The 19,744-nt window shown below is 36.5% G+C and carries 17 protein-coding genes and 1 riboswitch; of the genes, 14 read left to right on the top strand and 3 right to left on the bottom strand.

What is annotated here, in order from left to right:
• The first annotated feature begins 138 nt into the window (after nt 1-138).
• Nucleotides 139-1,833 carry a methyl-accepting chemotaxis protein gene (locus B1R93_RS19360; RefSeq protein WP_088105580.1) on the top strand — a complete coding sequence of 565 codons (1,695 nt, stop codon included), beginning with the start codon at nt 139-141 and terminating at the stop codon, nt 1,831-1,833.
• A 197-nt stretch (nt 1,834-2,030) separates the two neighbouring features.
• Here the strand turns inward: B1R93_RS19360 and B1R93_RS19355 are convergent, their stop codons facing one another.
• A complete protein-coding gene (locus tag B1R93_RS19355) occupies nt 2,031-2,672 on the bottom strand; it encodes a trimeric intracellular cation channel family protein (RefSeq protein ID WP_088105579.1) in 642 nt (213 codons plus the stop codon).
• Between the two features lie 154 nt (nt 2,673-2,826).
• On the opposite strand from B1R93_RS19355, the gene B1R93_RS19350 reads away from it, so the two are divergent.
• Nucleotides 2,827-3,990 (top strand): iron-containing alcohol dehydrogenase, encoded by a 1,164-nt coding sequence (locus B1R93_RS19350; RefSeq protein WP_088105578.1) that lies wholly within the window; start codon nt 2,827-2,829, stop codon nt 3,988-3,990.
• Between the two features lie 411 nt (nt 3,991-4,401).
• Here the strand turns inward: B1R93_RS19350 and B1R93_RS19345 are convergent, their stop codons facing one another.
• Complete coding sequence (locus B1R93_RS19345) at nt 4,402-4,671, bottom strand: hypothetical protein (protein WP_088105577.1); 270 nt, start codon at nt 4,669-4,671, stop codon at nt 4,402-4,404.
• Between the two features lie 198 nt (nt 4,672-4,869).
• Here B1R93_RS19345 and B1R93_RS19340 point away from each other — a divergent pair, with 198 nt between their 5' ends.
• From B1R93_RS19340 to B1R93_RS19310, 7 genes are all read left to right on the top strand, one after another.
• Nucleotides 4,870-7,308, top strand: coding sequence for a heavy metal translocating P-type ATPase (locus tag B1R93_RS19340; protein ID WP_088105576.1), 2,439 nt, complete (start codon nt 4,870-4,872; stop codon nt 7,306-7,308).
• The gene (locus B1R93_RS19335) at nt 7,305-8,108 is read left to right on the top strand and encodes a hypothetical protein (protein WP_088105575.1); all 804 of its coding nucleotides are present in this window, start codon (nt 7,305-7,307) and stop codon (nt 8,106-8,108) included. Before B1R93_RS19340 ends, B1R93_RS19335 begins: the two co-directional genes overlap by 4 nt.
• Nucleotides 8,109-8,132: 24 nt before the next feature.
• Nucleotides 8,133-8,477 carry a metal-sensitive transcriptional regulator gene (locus tag B1R93_RS19330; RefSeq protein WP_088105574.1) on the top strand — a complete coding sequence of 115 codons (345 nt, stop codon included), beginning with the start codon at nt 8,133-8,135 and terminating at the stop codon, nt 8,475-8,477.
• 15 nt (nt 8,478-8,492) lie between these two features.
• A complete protein-coding gene (copZ, locus tag B1R93_RS19325; RefSeq protein ID WP_088105573.1) occupies nt 8,493-8,699 on the top strand; it encodes a copper chaperone CopZ in 207 nt (68 codons plus the stop codon).
• 186 nt (nt 8,700-8,885) lie between these two features.
• Nucleotides 8,886-10,514 carry a Na/Pi cotransporter family protein gene (locus B1R93_RS19320; protein ID WP_088105572.1) on the top strand — a complete coding sequence of 543 codons (1,629 nt, stop codon included), beginning with the start codon at nt 8,886-8,888 and terminating at the stop codon, nt 10,512-10,514.
• A gap of 91 nt (nt 10,515-10,605) precedes the next feature.
• Entirely contained in the window at nt 10,606-11,241 is a 636-nt protein-coding gene (locus B1R93_RS19315) for a hypothetical protein (protein WP_088105571.1), read from the top strand.
• 228 nt (nt 11,242-11,469) lie between these two features.
• Nucleotides 11,470-14,052 (top strand): DEAD/DEAH box helicase, encoded by a 2,583-nt coding sequence (locus B1R93_RS19310; RefSeq protein WP_088105570.1) that lies wholly within the window; start codon nt 11,470-11,472, stop codon nt 14,050-14,052.
• 87 nt (nt 14,053-14,139) lie between these two features.
• Here B1R93_RS19310 and B1R93_RS19305 read toward each other — a convergent pair whose 3' ends face one another.
• Nucleotides 14,140-14,622, bottom strand: coding sequence for a ribonuclease H-like YkuK family protein (locus B1R93_RS19305; RefSeq protein ID WP_088105696.1), 483 nt, complete (start codon nt 14,620-14,622; stop codon nt 14,140-14,142).
• Between the two features lie 370 nt (nt 14,623-14,992).
• Here B1R93_RS19305 and thpD point away from each other — a divergent pair, with 370 nt between their 5' ends.
• The 5 genes from thpD (at nt 14,993) to B1R93_RS19280 (ending at nt 19,689) form a co-directional block, all read left to right on the top strand.
• Complete coding sequence (gene thpD, locus B1R93_RS19300; RefSeq protein WP_088105569.1) at nt 14,993-15,931, top strand: ectoine hydroxylase; 939 nt, start codon at nt 14,993-14,995, stop codon at nt 15,929-15,931.
• 138 nt (nt 15,932-16,069) lie between these two features.
• Nucleotides 16,070-16,615: a histidine phosphatase family protein gene (locus tag B1R93_RS19295; protein ID WP_088105695.1), complete on the top strand. Its 546-nt coding sequence runs from the start codon at nt 16,070-16,072 to the stop codon at nt 16,613-16,615.
• Nucleotides 16,616-16,617: 2 nt separating this feature from the next.
• Nucleotides 16,618-16,809: a hypothetical protein gene (locus B1R93_RS19290; protein WP_088105568.1), complete on the top strand. Its 192-nt coding sequence runs from the start codon at nt 16,618-16,620 to the stop codon at nt 16,807-16,809.
• 167 nt (nt 16,810-16,976) lie between these two features.
• Nucleotides 16,977-17,078: riboswitch (purine riboswitch) on the top strand.
• A 50-nt stretch (nt 17,079-17,128) separates the two neighbouring features.
• On the top strand, nt 17,129-18,562 hold the full coding sequence (locus B1R93_RS19285) for an NAD(P)/FAD-dependent oxidoreductase (protein ID WP_088105567.1): 1,434 nt from the start codon (nt 17,129-17,131) through the stop codon (nt 18,560-18,562).
• 221 nt (nt 18,563-18,783) lie between these two features.
• Nucleotides 18,784-19,689 (top strand): 50S ribosomal protein L11 methyltransferase, encoded by a 906-nt coding sequence (locus B1R93_RS19280; protein WP_088105566.1) that lies wholly within the window; start codon nt 18,784-18,786, stop codon nt 19,687-19,689.
• Nucleotides 19,690-19,744: the final 55 nt, after the last annotated feature.

The following is a 19,744-nucleotide window of genomic DNA, read 5'->3' as shown; positions in this document are numbered from 1 at the left end:
TTTCTTAAGATGCTTTTTTGATAACGGCATTAAGGGAATTAAATAGTTACAATAGGGGAATTCCCCTATGCCAAAAAGGCTAATACTACGCTAACATTAATTATCGAGAAATAATTTATCGTGATTGAGGGTGTTAGCGTGAAGAGGACTTTAACGTGGCGACTGGGAATTATTATTATCGGGGTGATTTTTTTATCATTAATAATTACCTCTATCACTACTTATAAAACGGCCTACGATAGTATATATGAGGCGGCAGGCATTGAGGCATACGGTTGTGCTAATATTACAACGGGTTTATTAGACGTAACGGATATAGACGATTTAATAAATGGTTTTAGGAATGATGAAATTGGAGAAAAGCTGAATTGGACAATCAACCATAAACATATTTTTGAAAGCCATTATATTTTATCTTTAGATGGTGAAATATTAGCAATGGATGATAACTTAAAAAAACGAGGCTTTTCAATCGGAGATCGATTTTATATAGATTCAGAAGCAATCAATATGTTAAAAGAAATGAGACATTCCACCTATTCACATATTTATGAATACGCAGGTATGAAGCGACTTTCTGGTTATGCACCTATTTTCAAAGATCATAATCCTACGAAAGAAATTGTCGCTATTAGTGTTATTGATTTTGACGCAAATATTGTAAAAGAGCGAACATTGACGGTCGTCATGGACGGAATTTTATTAGGATTTATTCCATTGATTTTTGCCGCAGTTTTTACGTTTTTGCTAATTAAAAAGAAAACCAAACCTATATCAGAGCTAATTGAACGGACAAGAAAGATTGCAGACGGTGATATTACCAAACAATATACTAAGAATATTAGTAACGATGAGGTTGGCGATTTAGCACGTAATCTAGAAAGAATGACGACGAATTTAAGAGAGCTTATTTTTACAATAAAAAGAACCTCAAGGGATTTAGGTACTAACGTAGGAGAAACTTCACTTTCAATAAATGAAGTGAGTAGCGCTCTTGAGCAAGTTTCGCTGAATATGGAGGAGGTAGCTGCAGGTACATCAAGAGGAGCGGGTATGACATCCAATGCTTCAAGTGCGTTAATGAGTCTTGCGAAATTAATTCAATCCTCAAAAGAAAAAGCAACGAATAATGTAAAAACTGCAGAACAAACGATGGTCACAGCTCAAAAGGGAAAACATAAGGTAGATGAAATTGTCGAACGTATAAGCATGATTAAAATATCAACCTTAGAAACTCATCAAATCATTGGCACGTTAAGTACGTATACTTCAGAAATACAAAGAATTGCCGAGACCATCTCGGGAATTGCTGAGCAAACTAACTTGTTGGCATTGAATGCGGCCATTGAAGCGGCAAGAGCGGGGGAGAATGGGAATGGCTTTGCTGTTGTTGCTATGGAAGTTCGGAAACTGGCTGAACAATCAAATCAAGAAGCTTTAGAAGTGGAAAAGCTCGTTTCTAAAATTACAAGTAATATTGATAGAACAGTAGGAAGTGTTGAAGCAAGTCGACAGCATGTGGAAGAGGGGGAATTAACCGTCAAAGAAACTGGTGAAGCTCTCGAAAACATTCGGTTAGCTGTAAGAGACATCGTAACAGAAATAAACAGTATATCTGCACTAACGCATGAGGAAACTACGACATCTGAAAAAATTGTGAAGTTAGTGAATCAGTTAGAAGGAGTGAACGAGACCATTTCTACAAATGCACAGGAAGTATTAGCATCAACGGAAGAAACATCAGCATCCATTATGGAGCTAGCAACTAGTTCAACCGAAATAACTGAAATGGCGAAGCAGTTAAACGAAAAGATTAATACGTTTAAATTATAAGAACACTAAAAAAAATAGCTGTCATATAGACTGGAAGCCACTGAAAAACCTTCTTTAGTAACTCAAAGAAGAAGTAATGGCTTCGCACGTTGCGCGCCTTGCTACGAGAAAACCACTCGTAGTAAGGCCTTAAAATAGGGCAACGGCTACGCACATTACTTAATAGCACTGGAAAGGAAAAACCTTTTTCAGTGCTCTCACATAGACTGACGGCTATTTTGCAAAGATTGCGACCGGTTTAGTTTTGTTTTCGGTAATTTCCAATCATAATGCAGGGAAATTAATCTTAACATCACAATTATCCCAAACAATAAATATAATTCGATCCCGTTTTTGAAGATATTTAAACCAATGAGCAAGCCAGCAAGCATTGCCCACATGGCGTAAATTTCACTAGTGAAAATTAAAGGCTGCCTTCTAGCTAGTAAGTCTCGAATCACACCGCCGCCTGTTCCTGTTAGCACAGCTGCAACGATAACTGCACTAATCGGGTGGCCAATTTCTTTAGCGTACAATGCGCCTTGAATAGCAAATGCAGCTAACCCCATTGCGTCAAAGGAATTACCCCACCGATTCCAGTGCTTCATTAATGGTTGTGGAAATAAAAATAAGAGAGTAATCGCAATAAAGGCAATAAAGAATAACGTACCTTGTTCCCATAAGGCAGATACAGGAACACCTATAAGAACATTTCGTATTGCCCCACCCCCAAAAGCGCAGCAAAAGCCTAAAGCATATACACCGAGTAAATCATAATCACATTCCTTATCTAAAGCAACCATTGCCCCACTTAAGCCAAATGCAATGGTACCGATTATATTTAGCACATCCCAAGCCAATGACAATCACGACCTTTAAAGTAAATTGTAAGATTTTCTACAATCATTATATAGTATTAAAAAATAAATGCTAGAGTGAAAATGACATGTTTATAAGTGTAAGCGATTGCTTTTACTATAATTAAAATTTACTATATTAAAAGGAGGCGATAGTATGCAAAATTTTATATTTCAAAATGCAACAAAAATTATATTCGGAAAAGAAACTGAGCTACAGGTGGGACAAGAAACGGTGGCCTTTGGCAAGAAGGTACTATTGCATTATGGTGGGGGAAGTATAAAAGAAAGTGGTTTATACGATACAGTTGTTGAATCATTAACAAAGCAAGGTATCGAAATTTTTGAATTAGGTGGTGTTAAACCGAACCCAAGAGTTAGTCTTGTAAGAGAGGGAGTTACCATTTGTAAGGAGAATCAAATTGACTTTATTCTAGCAGTTGGTGGCGGGAGTGTCATTGATTCAGCGAAGGCAATTGCAGCAGCTGTTTACTATGACGGTGACGTTTGGGACTTCTTTGAAGGAAAAGCGAATGTGACGGATTGTTTACCAATTGGAGTCGTATTAACTATTCCTGCAGCCGGAAGTGAAACGAGCGGTGGTACGGTGATAACAAACGAGGATGGTTGGTATAAACGTGCAGTTGGTCATGAATCGATGCGACCTAAATTTGCAATTTTAAATCCAGTACTTACATACACATTGCCTTCGTATCAAACGGCATGTGGAATTACTGATATGATTGCGCATATTTTAGAGCGATATTTCACTAACGAGAAAAACGTAGAATTAACAGACCGTCTTTGTGAAGCAACATTAAAAACCATTATCAACAACGCTCATACTGTAATTGAGGAGCCAACAAATTATGCTGCAAGAGCAGAAATTATGTGGGCAGGTACCCTTGCTCATAATGATTTATTAAGTACAGGAAGAATCGGTGACTGGGCAAGCCATGATATTGAACATGAAGTAAGTGGTATTTACGATATAGCTCATGGAGCTGGTTTAGCGATTATTTTCCCGGCATGGATGAAATATGTTTACAAGCATGATGTAAATCGATTTATTCAATTTGCTAACCGTGTATGGGACATTGAGATCGATCTAAATAACCTCGAAAAAACGGCATTAGCAGGAATTAAGAAAATGGAACAGTTCTTCAGTTCAATTGGAATGCCGATAACATTAAGCGAGGCGAACATTGGTGAAGAGCACTTTGAAGAAATGGCTAAGAAAGGTACTGAAAGATGGCCACTAGGTAACTTTGTGAAATTACATCAATCCGATGTTGTTAACATTTATAAGCTAGCGAAATAATTGCAAAGGTCTATTTCCATAATGGAAATAGACCGTTTTTTTTCAGTTAAGGGCGAACATATTGATCCATGTGATTAGTATAGTAACATAGTTAAGTTTATGAAATTTGACCAGAATGAATCTTAGATAGGTTATGTCCGGATGCTTCAACAAATGACATTGAAGAAAGTTTAGGTGAACCGATACGTGTTGAACCTGGTATAGATTATGATTATATGTATTATGAGGGAAGGTATCATTCTGCCGCTGTTGCATTTTGGGGCGAGGACGTACAACGGATTATATTAGTGGTTTATTCCAGGTCGATTCGAGCTTTTGGAATTGACCTTCTTTGTTGTATAAGGTAGTTGGTCAAGTAGAGTAAATTTGTGCCAAAGAGGATCTCTTTACCCTTTGGCACAATAAACCATTTTAACTATAATTTTGATTTGAGAGCTTTTGAATTGCTTGTTTTTGCTCCTCAAGTTGTGTACGAACCATGTTAACTGCCTCTTGATTGTCGTTATGAATCGCTTGCTGAAGGGAATGCTCCGCTGTCTCAATTGAATTTTGAGCTTGCTCTATCGTTTGTTTTGTTGGATGAGATTGAGCCTGGCTGACAGAATCTTGTGCTCTTTCAACAGATTGCTGTGCCTGTGCTAATTGATTTTGTGTTTGAAGACTTGAAATGTTGTTTTTCATTCGTCAAACTCCTCCTACTTGTATTGGAAATGATTAAAGCCTCTTTATAATCTGCTTTAATGAAGATGGAAATATACAGGTAGAAATTTAAAAATACCTATTTACATACCGTACTGGGGTATGCTATAAATAAAATAAAGAAATAACAAATAAATCTAAATCTTTATTAATGGAAACAAACGAAAGGGAGAATGTCAAATGAGCAACTCAAAATCAGTTGCAACAAGTCTACAAATCACTGGAATGACCTGTGCGGCATGCTCGAATCGTGTAGAAAAAGGATTAACAAAACTTGATGGTGTAACAGAAGCAAATGTGAACCTTGCTTTGGAAAAGGCAACGGTACAATTTGATCCTTCTAAAACAAATCTTGAATCAATCCAAGAGAAAATAGAACAACTTGGCTATGGCGTTTCCTTAGAAAAAGTGGATATTGCTATTACTGGAATGACTTGTGCTGCGTGCGCTACTCGAATTGAAAAAGGGTTAAACAAACTATCAGGTGTTACTAAAGCCACTGTGAATCTTGCTTTGGAGTCAGGAACGGTCGAATTTAATCCGGCTGAGCTGAATCCACGTGAAATTGTCGAACGAATTGAAAAACTAGGCTATGGTGGCACCATTAAAAATGATGATAATCACTCGGTTGAAGATGTTCGCAATCAAGAAATCGAAAAACAGAAAGGGAAATTTGTCTTCTCACTCATTCTTTCATTGCCATTAGTTTGGGCAATGGTTAGTCACTTTGAGTTTACGTCTTTTATCTATTTACCCGAAATGCTAATGAATCCGTGGGTTCAAATGGCTTTAGCGACACCAGTTCAATTTATAATCGGGAAACAGTTTTACGTAGGGTCATATAAAGCGTTACGAAATAAAAGTGCAAATATGGATGTACTTGTAGCTTTGGGTACCTCGGCGGCTTATTTTTATAGTGTCTATCTTTCTGTTGAAAGTATTGGAACAAATACACATCTTGTTGAACTATATTTTGAAACAAGTGCGATATTAATAACTTTTATTATTTTAGGGAAGTTGTTTGAAGTCATTTCAAAAGGTCGTTCATCTGAAGCGATAAAAAAACTAATGGGACTGCAAGCTAAATCGGCAACCGTAGAACGAAATGGAATAGAGCAGGAAATTGCCCTTGAGGACGTTGTCGTTGGAGATATCGTATTGGTAAAGCCTGGAGAAAAGGTCCCTGTTGACGGGGAGATCATTGAAGGCCGTTCCGCTATTGATGAGTCGATGATAACAGGAGAAAGTGTCCCAGTTGATAAAGAAATAGGTGACTCGGTAATTGGTGCAACAGTCAACCGTAATGGATTTTTAAAGGTCGAAGCAACAAAGGTTGGTAGAGATACGGCTCTCGCGCAAATTATAAAAGTAGTAGAAGATGCACAAGGTTCAAAAGCACCGATTCAGCGAATGACTGATAAAGTATCTGGTGTTTTCGTTCCAATCGTTGTTGTCTTTGCGATTTTCTCTTTTTTCGTATGGTATCTATTTGTAACTCCAGGTGATTTCGGAGGGGCACTTGAAAAATTAATTGCAGTGCTAGTAATCGCTTGTCCATGTGCTCTAGGTTTAGCGACTCCAACATCAATTATGGCAGGATCAGGTCGTTCTGCGGAATTTGGGATTTTATTCAAGGGCGGGGAGCATCTCGAAATGACTCATCGCATATCAACTGTAATTCTTGATAAAACAGGGACTGTCACGAACGGAGAACCTATTTTAACAGATATTATAGTAACAGATGTTGTTAATGAGGATGAATTACTTCAGCTTGTCGGTTCTGCTGAAAAACAATCTGAGCATCCTCTAGCTCAAGCAATCGTTTCAGGAGTAAAGAATCGTAATATTCCAATCCTAGATGTAACTGTTTTTGAGGCAATACCTGGATATGGTATACGTGCAAAAGTTAATGGGAAAGAAGTTTTAGTCGGGACGAGAAAATTAATGATTCAAGAACAGATCTCAATTTTAGATGCTGAAACGAGCATGGTACAATTAGAGCGAGAAGGAAAAACGGCAATGCTAGTTGCTGTTGATCAAAACTTTGCAGGAATGATTGCTGTTGCGGATACAATTAAGGCTACATCAAAACAAGCAGTAGAGCGCTTAAAGACCATGGGGTTAGAGGTTGTTATGATAACAGGAGATAATGAGCGAACTGCAAAAGCTATTGCGAGGGAAGTTGGGATCGAAAACGTAATTGCCGAGGTACTTCCTGAAGGAAAAGCAGCTGAAGTAAAGAAGCTCCAAGAATCAGGTAAAAAGGTTGCTATGGTAGGAGATGGAATTAATGACGCTCCAGCTCTTGCGACAGCAGATATCGGGATAGCAATTGGAACAGGGGCTGATGTTGCTATTGAAGCTGCGGACGTAACACTTATTCGTGGAGATCTTAACGGTATAGCTGATGCCATCTATATGAGTAAACGAACAATTCAAAATATTAAACAGAACTTATTCTGGGCTTTTGGTTACAATACAATGGGTATTCCAATTGCCGCGTTAGGCTTTTTGGCCCCTTGGCTCGCAGGAGCAGCTATGGCCTTCAGCTCTGTTTCGGTAGTACTAAACGCACTGCGGTTACAAAAAGTGAATCTTAATAAGGAGAGAACTGAATGAAGAAGTGGATGTTTTCAGCGATAGCGTATCTAATTATTATTATTGGCGGTTATGTTGTTATTACAGGGATTATAGAAGACAGCGGGGAGGATGAATTACCTGAAGGGCACCATGAATCAGAAGACCATGCGCACAATGGTCATCAGGATCGCTCAAACGAAGAAAGTGATGTTAAGGTTCTGCTTGAAGCTGATGATGAAGTAATGATGATTAGTTTAACAGATCAATCAGGGCAACCAGTAACTGACCTCGAGATTAATCATGAAAAGCTACTACATTTAATTATTGTTGATGAGCATTTAAATGAGTATGTACATCTTCATCCTGAGGAAATTGATGAAGGAATGTTCCAAGTATTACATCAGCTTCAACCTGGAAGCTACAAAGCATTTATTGATATTAAACCAGCAAACTTAAGTTATTCAGTTAAGCCGATTGAATTTTCAATAGGAGAGGTCGAACATGCTCATGAGCATGGTGAGCTTGAGGTTGATACAGAGTTTACAAAGACTGTGAATGGACATGAAGTTACGTTAAACATGAGCACACATAAAGCTGCTGAAGAAGTTCAATTAGCATTTGACTTAGACCTTGAAGTCGTGGAACCTTATTTAGGAGCGATGGGACATGTCGTTATTTTAGATGAACAAGCTCAAACTTATTTACACGTTCATCCTATTAATGAAGATGAACCAATTTTTGAAACTGTTTTTCCAGAACCAGGTGTCTACAAACTATGGGCAGAATTTAAGCAAGCTGGTACTGTCAATGTCTATCCATTTGTCATTAGTGTAGATTAATATAGATTTTTTGGGGGGCTTTTAATGAGCGAGGAAAACAAGGCAATACAAGAGGGTGAACAGGATGTTCATTGTCACTTGACAACAGAACGTAAAAGTCATCATTCTGAAACAGTAAAGAAGAATCTCACAACTCGATTGAATCGAATTGAAGGACAAATTCGTGGAGTGAAAGCATTAATTGAGAAGGATACTTACTGTGATGATGTGATTACACAGATTGCAGCCGTTCAATCAGCTTTAAATGGTGTAAGTAAAATTTTATTAGAGGGGCACTTGAAGAGTTGTGTCGTCGAACGAATTCAAGAAGGAGATTTGGACGTTTTAGATGAGGTATTAACAACTGTCCATCGTTTAATGAAAAAATAAGAGGAGTGAAGTAATATGGAAAACGTAACATTAGAGGTTAAAGGAATGTCATGTGGTCATTGTGTAAATGCGGTCGAAAATAACGTTGGAGCGCTTGTAGGTGTTAGTAAGGTAAGTGTTAACTTAGGTGAAGGTAAAGTAGAAATAGAATTTAATCCGAGTGAAGTTACACTTGAGGAAATTAAAGACGTAATTGATGATCAAGGGTATGATGTAATTTAATTTTAAGGACAGTTAAGAATATAAACTTAACTGTCCTTTTGTATGAATCAATGTTACATAATTGTAAAGATATCATCCTAATGTAAAGGTATTGTAAATTTTAAGAGTAAAGCATTTACAATCCATAAGCTAAGTCGTATTATCGACAAGAATGAAAAAAATGTCGAATTATGAGGGGTGAGTGAGATGAGCGATTTAAGTCTACAAGAATTAATTTTTACATTTGTAGGTGGCTTAGGAATCTTTTTATTTGGGATTAAATATATGGGGGATGGTCTTCAAAAGTCAGCTGGAGATCGACTACGAGACATCCTAGACCGAACAACATCCAATCCATTTATGGGGGTTTTGGCGGGGATTTTTGTTACAGTCCTTCTTCAAACAAGTTCAGGGACAACAGCTTTAACGGTCGGTCTTGTTAGTGCGGGCTTTATGACATTAAGACAAGCAATTGGTGTAATAATGGGGGCTAACATTGGTACAACGGTTACAGCATTTATTATCGGAATTAAAATTAGTGAATATGCACTACCAATTATAGCATTAGGTGCATTTTGCATTTTCTTTATAAAAAAACAACACATTCAATATTTAGGACAAGTTTTATTTGGCTTTGGTGCATTATTTTATGGTTTAGATTTAATGAGTACAGGAATGAAGCCATTACGTTCTCTTGAAGTATTCCACGAATTAACATTAAGTATGAGTGAAAACCCAATCCTTGGAGTATTTATCGGAACTGTATTCACACTTATTGTTCAAAGCTCAAGTGCTACAATTGGAATATTACAAGGCTTATATGCTCAAGGTGCTGTTGATTTATCTGCAGGACTACCTGTTCTTTTTGGTGATAATATAGGAACTACAATTACTGCTGTATTAGCAGCAATCGGAACATCGATCGCCGCGAGACGTGCGGCATTAGTACATGTTATGTTTAACCTAATTGGAACAATCATCTTTTTAATTTTACTCATACCGTATCAAAAGTTGATTCTATTTTTCCAAAGATCTTTAGACTTAAATCCAGAAATGACGATTGCTTTTGCGCATGGTACATTTAACGTAGTTAATACAGTCATTCAGTTTCCGTTTATTGCACTTCTTGCTTGGGTTGTTACAAAGATTGTGCGTGGAGAAGATTCTGCGATTGATTATAAACCAAAGCATTTAAATCCAATATTTATTGAGCAGTCTCCTTCTATTGCTCTTGAACAGGCAAAGGAAGAAGTCATTCGAATGGCAGAGTATTCTCACCGCGGATTAAATGAAGCATCTTCTTACATCTTAACTTATGAGAAAAAACATGCTGATACAGCGATACAATTAGAAGAAGCCATTAATAATTTAGATAAAAAAATAACAAGTTATTTAGTTGAACTTGCTGCAAAACCATTAACGAATGAAGAATCAGAAAAACATGCAATCCTTGTTGATTCTGTACGTGATATTGAGCGCGTAGGAGATCATATTGAAAATATTATTGAGTTAGTTGACTACCAATTAGCAAATCGTGTCCAGATTTCCGATGATGCTAAACAAGAGCTAAACGACATGGTTCAATTAACGATCTCTACCTTGAATGATTCCATTCAAGCATTAAGAAATTTTGACGTAGAACTTGCACGTACAGTTATTTCTAAAGAAAATTTAATTGATAAAATGGAAAGAACATTACGGAAAAAACATATTATGCGATTGAATGAAGGAAGCTGTACTGGTGATGCAGGAATTGTTTTTGTCGATATTGTTAGTAATCTTGAACGAATCGGAGATCACGCAGTAAATATTGCTGAAGCAGTTATAGGAGATTAAGAAAATGGGAACAATGGAGAGAAGGTGGATTGATTCTGCCTTCTTTCTTTTTTTATGAATAAGGATATCACGATGAAAGGTAGGGGGACGTATGACAATTGAGTGGTTTGACCGAGTAAGTGGGGAGCTTCAGGATCATTTAACTTCCATTTGTGAGAAGTATGATCAAGTAGGGCATATGACAATTGATAAAGGGGCAAAGCATCCTAGAATTGAGTTTTTTATTGAAACTGAGGATGGTGACCGAGAATATTTTTGTACATTATTTTTCGACCCCTACAATAATGAATTTTATGTGGAATCGTATGACTTAGATTTAGATCTGAGCTCAAAAACGATTCTAAAAGACATCGAGGATATCGTTGATGCCGTACATGAAAGCTTCCACGATTATCTAAATGATGATGATTATGATATGGCCGATGAGTATATTGTCGAAGAAGACGAGGATGATTTTGATATCGAGGATGTTGATGTAGAATGGGAAACACCAGAAGTAACAGCTTACATTGACGAGGAAGAAGATGTCGAAATTACGTATAAATTCGGGTTACTCCCAGATACAGGAGACGGGGTTCTTCAACGTATTAACAGAGTTCGAACAGAAGATGATGAATTAATAAAGGATGAATTCAATTTCGTCTTTAGTAAAGAAGAAGCCAGTACGATTATTGCAATGATCGCAAGTCATATGGATTCGTTAGAAAGTTTAGATAGTGAATTCTAAGCATAACGTAAAGTCAGTTGCATAATGTAGAAAATTAGGGTTATTCCAAAGGTTGATTTTGACTTTTGGAATAACCTCTTTTTTGTATATAGCCGAAACATAATTTGTTACAGGAATTTAGTCCTTAAATCAAGAAGAATAACTATACGCATGAGTTCAAATCCTAATAGAAATAACTGATGCGAACTATTCCTTTAGACTATACTGCATGATGAAAGGAAACTGCCTATGAACTCATTAACTGAACTTTACCCCCGTGCTGTTGCACAAACAAAAAAGAAAGTAAGTGAGGATCTTGACCGTTTCCTAGGAAGCAAAGAAACGAAGCCTGACTTTGAACAATACTTATTCGAGCGGGCTGAATATTTAGAACAAATTTGGAAGAATATTTGGATAAATAAAGCTTCAAACGAAGTATCTAAACGTGATAAAAAACAGTACTTAACTGAAAATGGCTATGTTGTTGAAGGGGTTGACCGAAGAATTATTAATAAGCTATTCCGTAGTGAGATTAAATTCTATGAGCCCTTCGATGTTGTAACGTGGTTCAAAAGGCGTTTTGCTGATGATAAAGCTGAGTGGAACACTCGCTATGTAACGGCTAGGCAGGCCTATTTAAAGCGAGAAGAAGAGGAACGTCTTGCCGATTTAAGACTTAAAGCAGTTCAAACTGTCGAACAGATGGTTCAAATGATATTAAAGCATCAAAAGGACAAACTTTACTTACAGGTTCGATATTTAGTCGCCTGTCACCTTGCTGATGATGTAAATAATAAACCCAAATACCAACTCGTGGAGCATGATAATGCCGATGACAGGTTAATGGAAATCGGTCCGTTCCAATCTTGTGAATATCAAACAGTTGGACGTTTTTTCGATGAGCTAACAGGGGATGTAGAGAGATATGATGAATGGGGGGGCTATTATTATGCCTATGAAACGTATCATGACGTGTATAACGACCTTATTCATCACGAAATGGTTGAACAAGTAACACAAGAAGTTACCGAGTCACTGGATTCATCGATTACAAAGGAGTACGCAGAAGGCTTTGGTGAAGAGTTGACTAAGAGTACGTTAGAATCGATTGTTAGTAAGCAATTATCTAGACTTCATCAAGTTTTTCTAACAGCGATAAATGAAGAAATTTTAGCAAATATGCTTGCCCTAGCTGACGTTCCGTTTAACGAGCAAACACATAAAAAACTATTAGAGGAAGCGATCGCTGACCGTGAACGTAAAATTGCCGAAGAATTGGCTGAAATTGAACGAAAAAAAGAAGAAGAAGCACGGATGATCGACTATATTTTTGGTAGAGAATATCGTGCCTCTCAAGGGCGAGATATCAAATATGTACTTCATATAGGCGAAACAAATACAGGTAAAACCCATCACGCTTTAGAAAAAATGAAGGCAGCTAAAAGTGGCCTTTACTTGGCTCCACTACGACTGCTTGCTCTAGAAGTATATGATCGGTTAAATGCTGATAAGGTCCCTTGTGCGTTAAAAACAGGAGAGGAAGAAAAAGAAGTAGAGGGGGCTCGCCATATTTCATGTACGGTGGAGATGTTTTATGAAAAGGAATTTTATGATGTTGTCGTGATTGATGAAGCCCAAATGATCGCTGATAAAGATCGCGGCTTTTCATGGTACAAAGCGATTACAAAAACAAATGCGAATGAGGTTCATATTATCGGTAGTCGAAATGTAAAGGATATGATTATTCAGCTTCTTGGCGACTCTGATGTAACTGTGTATGATTATAGCCGAGATATTCCGTTGAAAGTTGAAATGAAGGAATTTAAAATGTCTCATACTAAAAAAGGCGATGCCCTCGTTTGTTTTTCACGTAGACGCGTATTAGAAACCGCCTCACAACTGCAAAAAAGTGGTCACTCTGTAAGTATGATTTATGGTAGCATGCCTCCAGAAACGAGAAAAAAACAAATGCAGCGCTTTATTGAAGGTGAGACAACTGTCATTGTATCAACAGACGCAATTGGGATGGGTTTAAACCTACCAATTAGACGGATTGTATTTCTAGAAAACGAAAAATTTGATGGAACAAGAAGAAGAAGATTAACCTCACAAGAAATCAAACAAATAGCTGGGCGTGCTGGCAGGAAAGGAATCTATGATGTAGGGAAAGTTGCGTTTACGTCCGATATTAAATTAATGAAACAACTTTTAAATAAAGAGGATGATCCAATTCAAACATTTGCGATCGCACCAACAAATTCAGTATTTGAACGATTTCTTCAGTATTCAAGAGACCTCGGTCGTTTTTTTGAGCTTTGGGATAAATTTGAGAGTCCAAAAGGAACGAAAAAAGCATCCTTAGCTGAAGAACGTGATTTATATAAAACAGTAAAAGGTACTGAAATTGAAGCACGTTTGTCGATGATGGATTTATATGGCTTTTTACATCTTCCATTTTCCTCAAAAGAACCAGAGTTAATAAAACAATGGCTTGAAAAAATGAAGGCGATTGTATCTAGAAATGAACTACCTGAACCTCAGCTTAAAAAAGGAAGTTTAGAGGATCTAGAGCTTGCATACAAATCAGTTGGCTTGCATTTATTGTTTTTGTATCGGTTAGAGCAACGAACAGAAGCCCTTTATTGGGAACGTGTAAGAGAAGAAATGAGTGATGTGATTCATGATTATTTAAAAAATGATCTCCGTAACCTTACTAAAAAGTGTAAGCATTGTGGGAAAAAACTATCTTGGGAACATTCTTTTTCCATGTGTGATGAATGTCATTCTTTTCGTTATCGCCGAAAACATAATTATGCGTTTTCGGATTATTAAAAGAAGAAAGATTGTGTCATTTTAAACGAGACACGATCTTTTTTTTGGAAAGCAGCATCAGCGATTCTAGTTTATTCAACACTGTTGTTATTTTGTGTAACGGTTTGCATAGCTTGAAGCGACGATTGCATCCGGCTTTATTTTAGGTTCAATTCCAATGGCTTCTATACGAGTAACCATCTCTTGGACAAATTCTCTCGTTTTATTTCGTTGTCCTGAACCAATATCTATATGGCCCTCAATTGAGAAAGATGAACCTTGATAAACATAGGGAAGAACAATATCAATTAGCTGTTTTTTTCGTTCCTCTGTAAGCTCTGTAGCAACTTCTTCAGTTAAGGAGGTTTCATAAGAAATACGTTCATGTAAATGAAGCATTTTTCGGGGCACGATTATTTTACGAATACAAGCCCAAGCACCTTTTCCCGAATTTTTTATAACAATTCCGGTGATAAATACCGTATGTCTTGCATGAACTTGAGAATCTGTACCAAGCATCAGTCGGTAGTTACCACTTGGTTGAAGCTTCATAAATTTCATAATTCGCAAAAAAACGTGATCAAAGGTCATATTTTGCTCGAGTAGATTTTGAAACGTGCCTATTTTTATTGAAGCATCCTTCAAAAATACCACACCCTTTTTAGACTCTTTCGAAAGAGCGCATCATCAAAAAAGTCTTTCGTAATCCATGGTTATGCAATGAAAACCTTAATTTATGCGGATTTCTAGGCACTTTAAAAATATGAAATGAAATATAATGATAAAGGGCGTAAAAAGAAAGAAAATTAGGAAAAAAAGATATAAAAAGCTGTCACTTTCTCTCATGCAGGCAGAAATCAAAATATAACTTTATATCAACTTTGTATTAAATAACAATTTGAATAAAATATGGAGTGGGTTAACAAAGCCTTCAATCTAATCTATCTAAGGAGTGGTTTGTATGGTAGCAGATTTATATCCTTCAAGAATTGGAAAAGAGGCAAAAATATTAAAAAGGCGTGACCCAGTCGTTCACAGAAATGCTGCGTTTAATGACGGAGCACTAAATGAGACACAAGTAGATTTCTTTGAAGAGAAAGGCTATCTCCTTGTTAAAGACCTTTTTTCTGAATATGAAATACAAGTATTAAAGGATGAATTAAAGCGAGTAATGGATGAACACGATCATGTTCATGGTGATGAAGTCATTCGTGAGCCTGGAAGCGATGAGATTCGTTCCGTATTTGAAGTTCATAAAAATAGTGACTTCTTTAAATGTTTGTCACAAAATGAGCGACTCGTGTCAATTGCACAACAGCTTCTAGGCAGTCAAGTGTATATTACCCAATCGCGCATTAACTTTAAACCTGGTTTTAAAGGAAAAGAATTTTACTGGCACTCAGACTTCGAAACATGGCATGTTGAAGATGGAATGCCTAATATGAGAGCGGTAAGTTGCTCGATTATTTTAACAGATAATCATGAGTTTAATGGCCCGTTGATGCTTATCCCCGGATCACATAAATGGTACGTATCGTGTCCAGGAAAAACACCAGATAATAACTTTAAAGAATCATTGAAAAAGCAAGAACTGGGTGTACCCGATCATGATAGTTTAAAGTGGTTAGTAGATGAAGCTGGCGGCCAAATTGACCGAGCGACAGGCCCTGCTGGAACGGTTTTATTTTTTGATTGTAATGTGATGCATGGCTCAAGTGGTAATATATCTCCGTTTCCACGAAGTAACGTATTCTTTGTTTTTAATAGTATAGAAAATAAACTGATTAAGCCCTTTTCTAATATAAGTCCACGACCTGAATTTTTAGCAAATCGTGAAAGTGTTCGTGCAATAGAACCCCTTAAAGAAAACATAAAAAAAAGCAAACAAATACTTATATAAATAATTATAAAGAGTAAATGACCTGTAATTGAGCCTTCTCATTACAGGTCATTTTTGTGATAATGTGAACATTCAAGAATTCCCTTTTCATATTAAAACTGTTAAACTATTACAAGCATAACAATAGGATGTGATATGGTGAAAATTGGGTTGATCCGCCATTTTAAAGTGAAAAGAGGCTATCCTCAAAAGCTAGTAACAGGTAAAGACTTAATGAACTGGGTCGAGGAATACGACCAATCCGAAGTAGAAGAAACAGAACTTGATTTAGGCGCTGTAGATTGGAAACGCTGTTATTCTAGTGATTTGCCTCGTGCAAAAGTAACTGCACGAAAAGCGTTTAAAGAAGAAATCATTTATATGAAGGAACTGAGAGAAATCGGCTTAAATCCGTTAATCAAAATGAATATTAAGCTCCCCCTTTTTATTCATTTACTACTTATTCGTGTTGCTTGGCTTTGTAATCACAAGTCTCAACCGGAAACTAAAGCTGAAGTTTTTAAACGAATAAGCAGAACATTAGATGAGATCTTAAAATCAGACAAGGACGTACTAATTGTAACTCACGGAGGTTTAATGCTGTTTATGAGAAAAGAATTAATCAAAAGAGGATATACAGGGCCATCATTTAAGAGACCAGAAAACGGTAATTTATATGTCTTCGAAAGTAATGATAGGGGTTAATGATGAATAAAAAAACAATTTTATTAATTACATATGTATTATCGCTGATGTTTTTCATCCGAAGTGTGCTACGAATATTGACGCAGGAAGGTACAGGCGGCTATGGCATGTTTATGTTAAGTGCATTGATTATGACATTTGTTCTCGTTGTCTATTTGAAAGAACGTAGAATTGAAAAAGAAAAACAGGTTTGATTTTTTAATATTATGGATATCAGGACATGACACCAAGTAAATGTTCGGATTTAAAGTAATTATCGCAATTATAATCAAAAAATAATGATGATATTCACTTAAAAAGCGAATAAAATACGTTTTTTGGATTGACAGTTCCAAAAAACCAGCTATAATAATGAATGGTGATAAAAATTAATCAGTTTGTTCGTATATCCTCAATAATATGGTTTGAGGGTCTCTAGATGGAACCAAAATAATTCCTAACTACGAACGGGTATGTAAAGAAACCCGTTTATAGTTAGGTTTTTTTACGTAATACAACATTGGGGGAATAAACATGAGTCAATTTGATGCCATTATTGTTGGAGCAGGTCCTGCCGGAATTTTTGCTTGTTATGAACTTCTCTTGAAAAAGCCGAATGCAAAAGTTGTACTAGTCGATAAAGGTCATGATATTTACCGAAGAACTTGTCCAATTTTAGAAGAAAAGATTCAATTATGTCCACCTCCAGCCGGAAAGAAAGACTTTTCAGGGTGTTTGCCAGCCTGTTCTATAACAAATGGTTTTGGCGGAGCAGGTGCGTATAGTGATGGGAAATTTAATGTAACAACAGAATTTGGTGGATGGATGACAGATTATTTGAGTCCATCTAAGGTTATGGAGCTTATTGAATATGTAGATGCAATTAATTTACAACATGGTGCAACTGAAACAATAACAGATCCAACAACTGAAAAGGTTCGTGATATTGAACAGCGTGGTTATGGTGCGGGTCTTAAACTTCTTCGAGCAAAGGTACGTCACTTAGGAACTGAACAGAACCTCGAAATTTTAAAGTCTATATTTGAGTATTTAAAAGATAAAATTGAAATGATGTATAAGACAGAAGTAAGTGACATCTTAACAGCTAAGCAAGAAGGGAAGTATAAAATTGAAGGAATTGTCTTAAAAAATGGTCAAGAGCTTCGAAGTGAGTACGTTTTTATTGCACCAGGAAGAGACGGTTCAGCTTGGTTAACGGATATTCTCAAAAAGCGACGTTTAAAAATGTATAATAACCAAGTTGATGTTGGGGTACGCGTTGAAACATCTGATGTCGTAATGCGTGAAATCAACGAGCATCTATATGAAGGGAAGTTTATCTTTAATACATCTGTTGGAACACAGGTTAGAACGTTCTGTAGTAACCCTTCCGGACATGTGGTTGTTGAGAACCATAGCGGTGTTATGGCTGCAAATGGACATTCTTACAAAGATCCTGCACTCGGCTCTCAAAATACAAATTTCGCCTTGCTTGTATCACATAAATTCACAGAGCCATTTGATAAACCAAACGAATATGCACGAGAAATCTGTAAGCGTGCAAATGATCTATCAAATGGGGGTGTGATAGTCCAAAAATTCGGTGACATTATGAAAGGACGACGCTCAACAGAAAAGAGAATTAAAGAGTCGTTTCTTGAGCCAACGCTAAAAGAAGCCGTTCCGGGTGATTTAGGTTTAGTCTTACCGTATAACACAATGAAAAGCCTTGTGGAAATGGTTGAAGCCCTTGATAAAGTAACGCCAGGCCTTGCATCAGAGCATACATTATTTTACGGTGTGGAAGCAAAATTTTATTCCGCTCGTCCGAAGCTAACCGAAGAATTTGAAACTGAAATTGAAGGTTTATACTGTGGTGGTGATGGAGCTGGAATTACGAGAGGTCTCGCACAGGCTGGAGCAGCAGGTGTTTGGGTTGCGAGAAGTATAGTCAATAAATTACAGTAAACTATGCAATAAAAAAGCTGACCGTAATTTTTTAGACATTAGCGGTCAGTTTTTTTTGTATGATAAAAACTAAATGAACTCTACTTGTTTTTGTAGATTATTTCTACAAGATTCGATATCATTGTCGAAGAAGTAAGAATTTTTCTTAAAATTATGTTACTATCTAATCAGACTGTATATTCAAATGTCTATCGATAATGAACATAGAGGGATGAGAAGAAATGTTACATGAATTTAGTGTATCTTTACCATTCGATGAAATCGAAAGTGCGATAGAGCGATTAACGATCGCAGGATTTTATCATCTATATTATGATCAACCATTTGATATTTTTGAGGAAGCGAATGGATATGGTGCAGAAACAGTGGAAGAGCCAGTGGAATTAAAGGTTTTTGTTGAAGACACAGAAATCAAAAACAGCTCGGTAGATGCCTTTACAATGAGAATTGCTAATGCACTTAATATACACCCTAATGAGATTACATATGATAAATTAGATAATCATAATGATTGGCAACAGCCTTTCCCGACAATCGATTTAGGTAATGGATGGCAAATTCGCCCGCCAAGTAATTCAGATGATCAAAACGATGAATTAAAGGAAATTTTATTTGAACCACCAAGAGCGTTTGGTTCCGGTTTACACGAAACGACACAAGATTGCTTAAAAATGATTCTAAATGAGCAATTAAATAATCAAAAAGCATTAGATCTCGGGACAGGCTCTGGTTTACTTAGTGTTGCAGCCTCACTAGTTGGCGCAAAGAGAGTCGTATCCATTGATATAGAGGATGTTAAGACTGAAGTTTTATATAATGCTAAACTCAACAATATTGACACGATTGAAGTACTACAAGCAAATGTTATTGATCCTAGTTTTTTTATTGATGAATCATTTGATTTTATCTTTGCTAATGTTGCAGCGAACGAAAACAAAGAATTACTAGATTTTATAAAATCGCATTTACATCCAGAAGGAAAAGTGATTTTATCAGGGATGGTTGAATGGAATTATCGTGAAGTGATCGATCTCTATTTGGCTAAAGGCTTTTTTATGAAACAAATGGTCCAAAATAATGAATGGGTCACTGCTTATATGGAGAAGATCAAACTGTTTTCTTATTAAACGTCATTATATCATTTACTCTTGATTTTTCAGAAAAAAATAAAAAGTGAGAGTA

The organism is Halalkalibacter urbisdiaboli (genome assembly GCF_002156385.1).
Classification (GTDB): domain Bacteria; phylum Bacillota; class Bacilli; order Bacillales; family Bacillaceae_D; genus Halalkalibacter_A; species Halalkalibacter_A urbisdiaboli.
The sequence above is the reverse complement of the archived record's forward strand: the minus strand, read 5'-3'. Positions and strand labels throughout refer to the sequence as shown.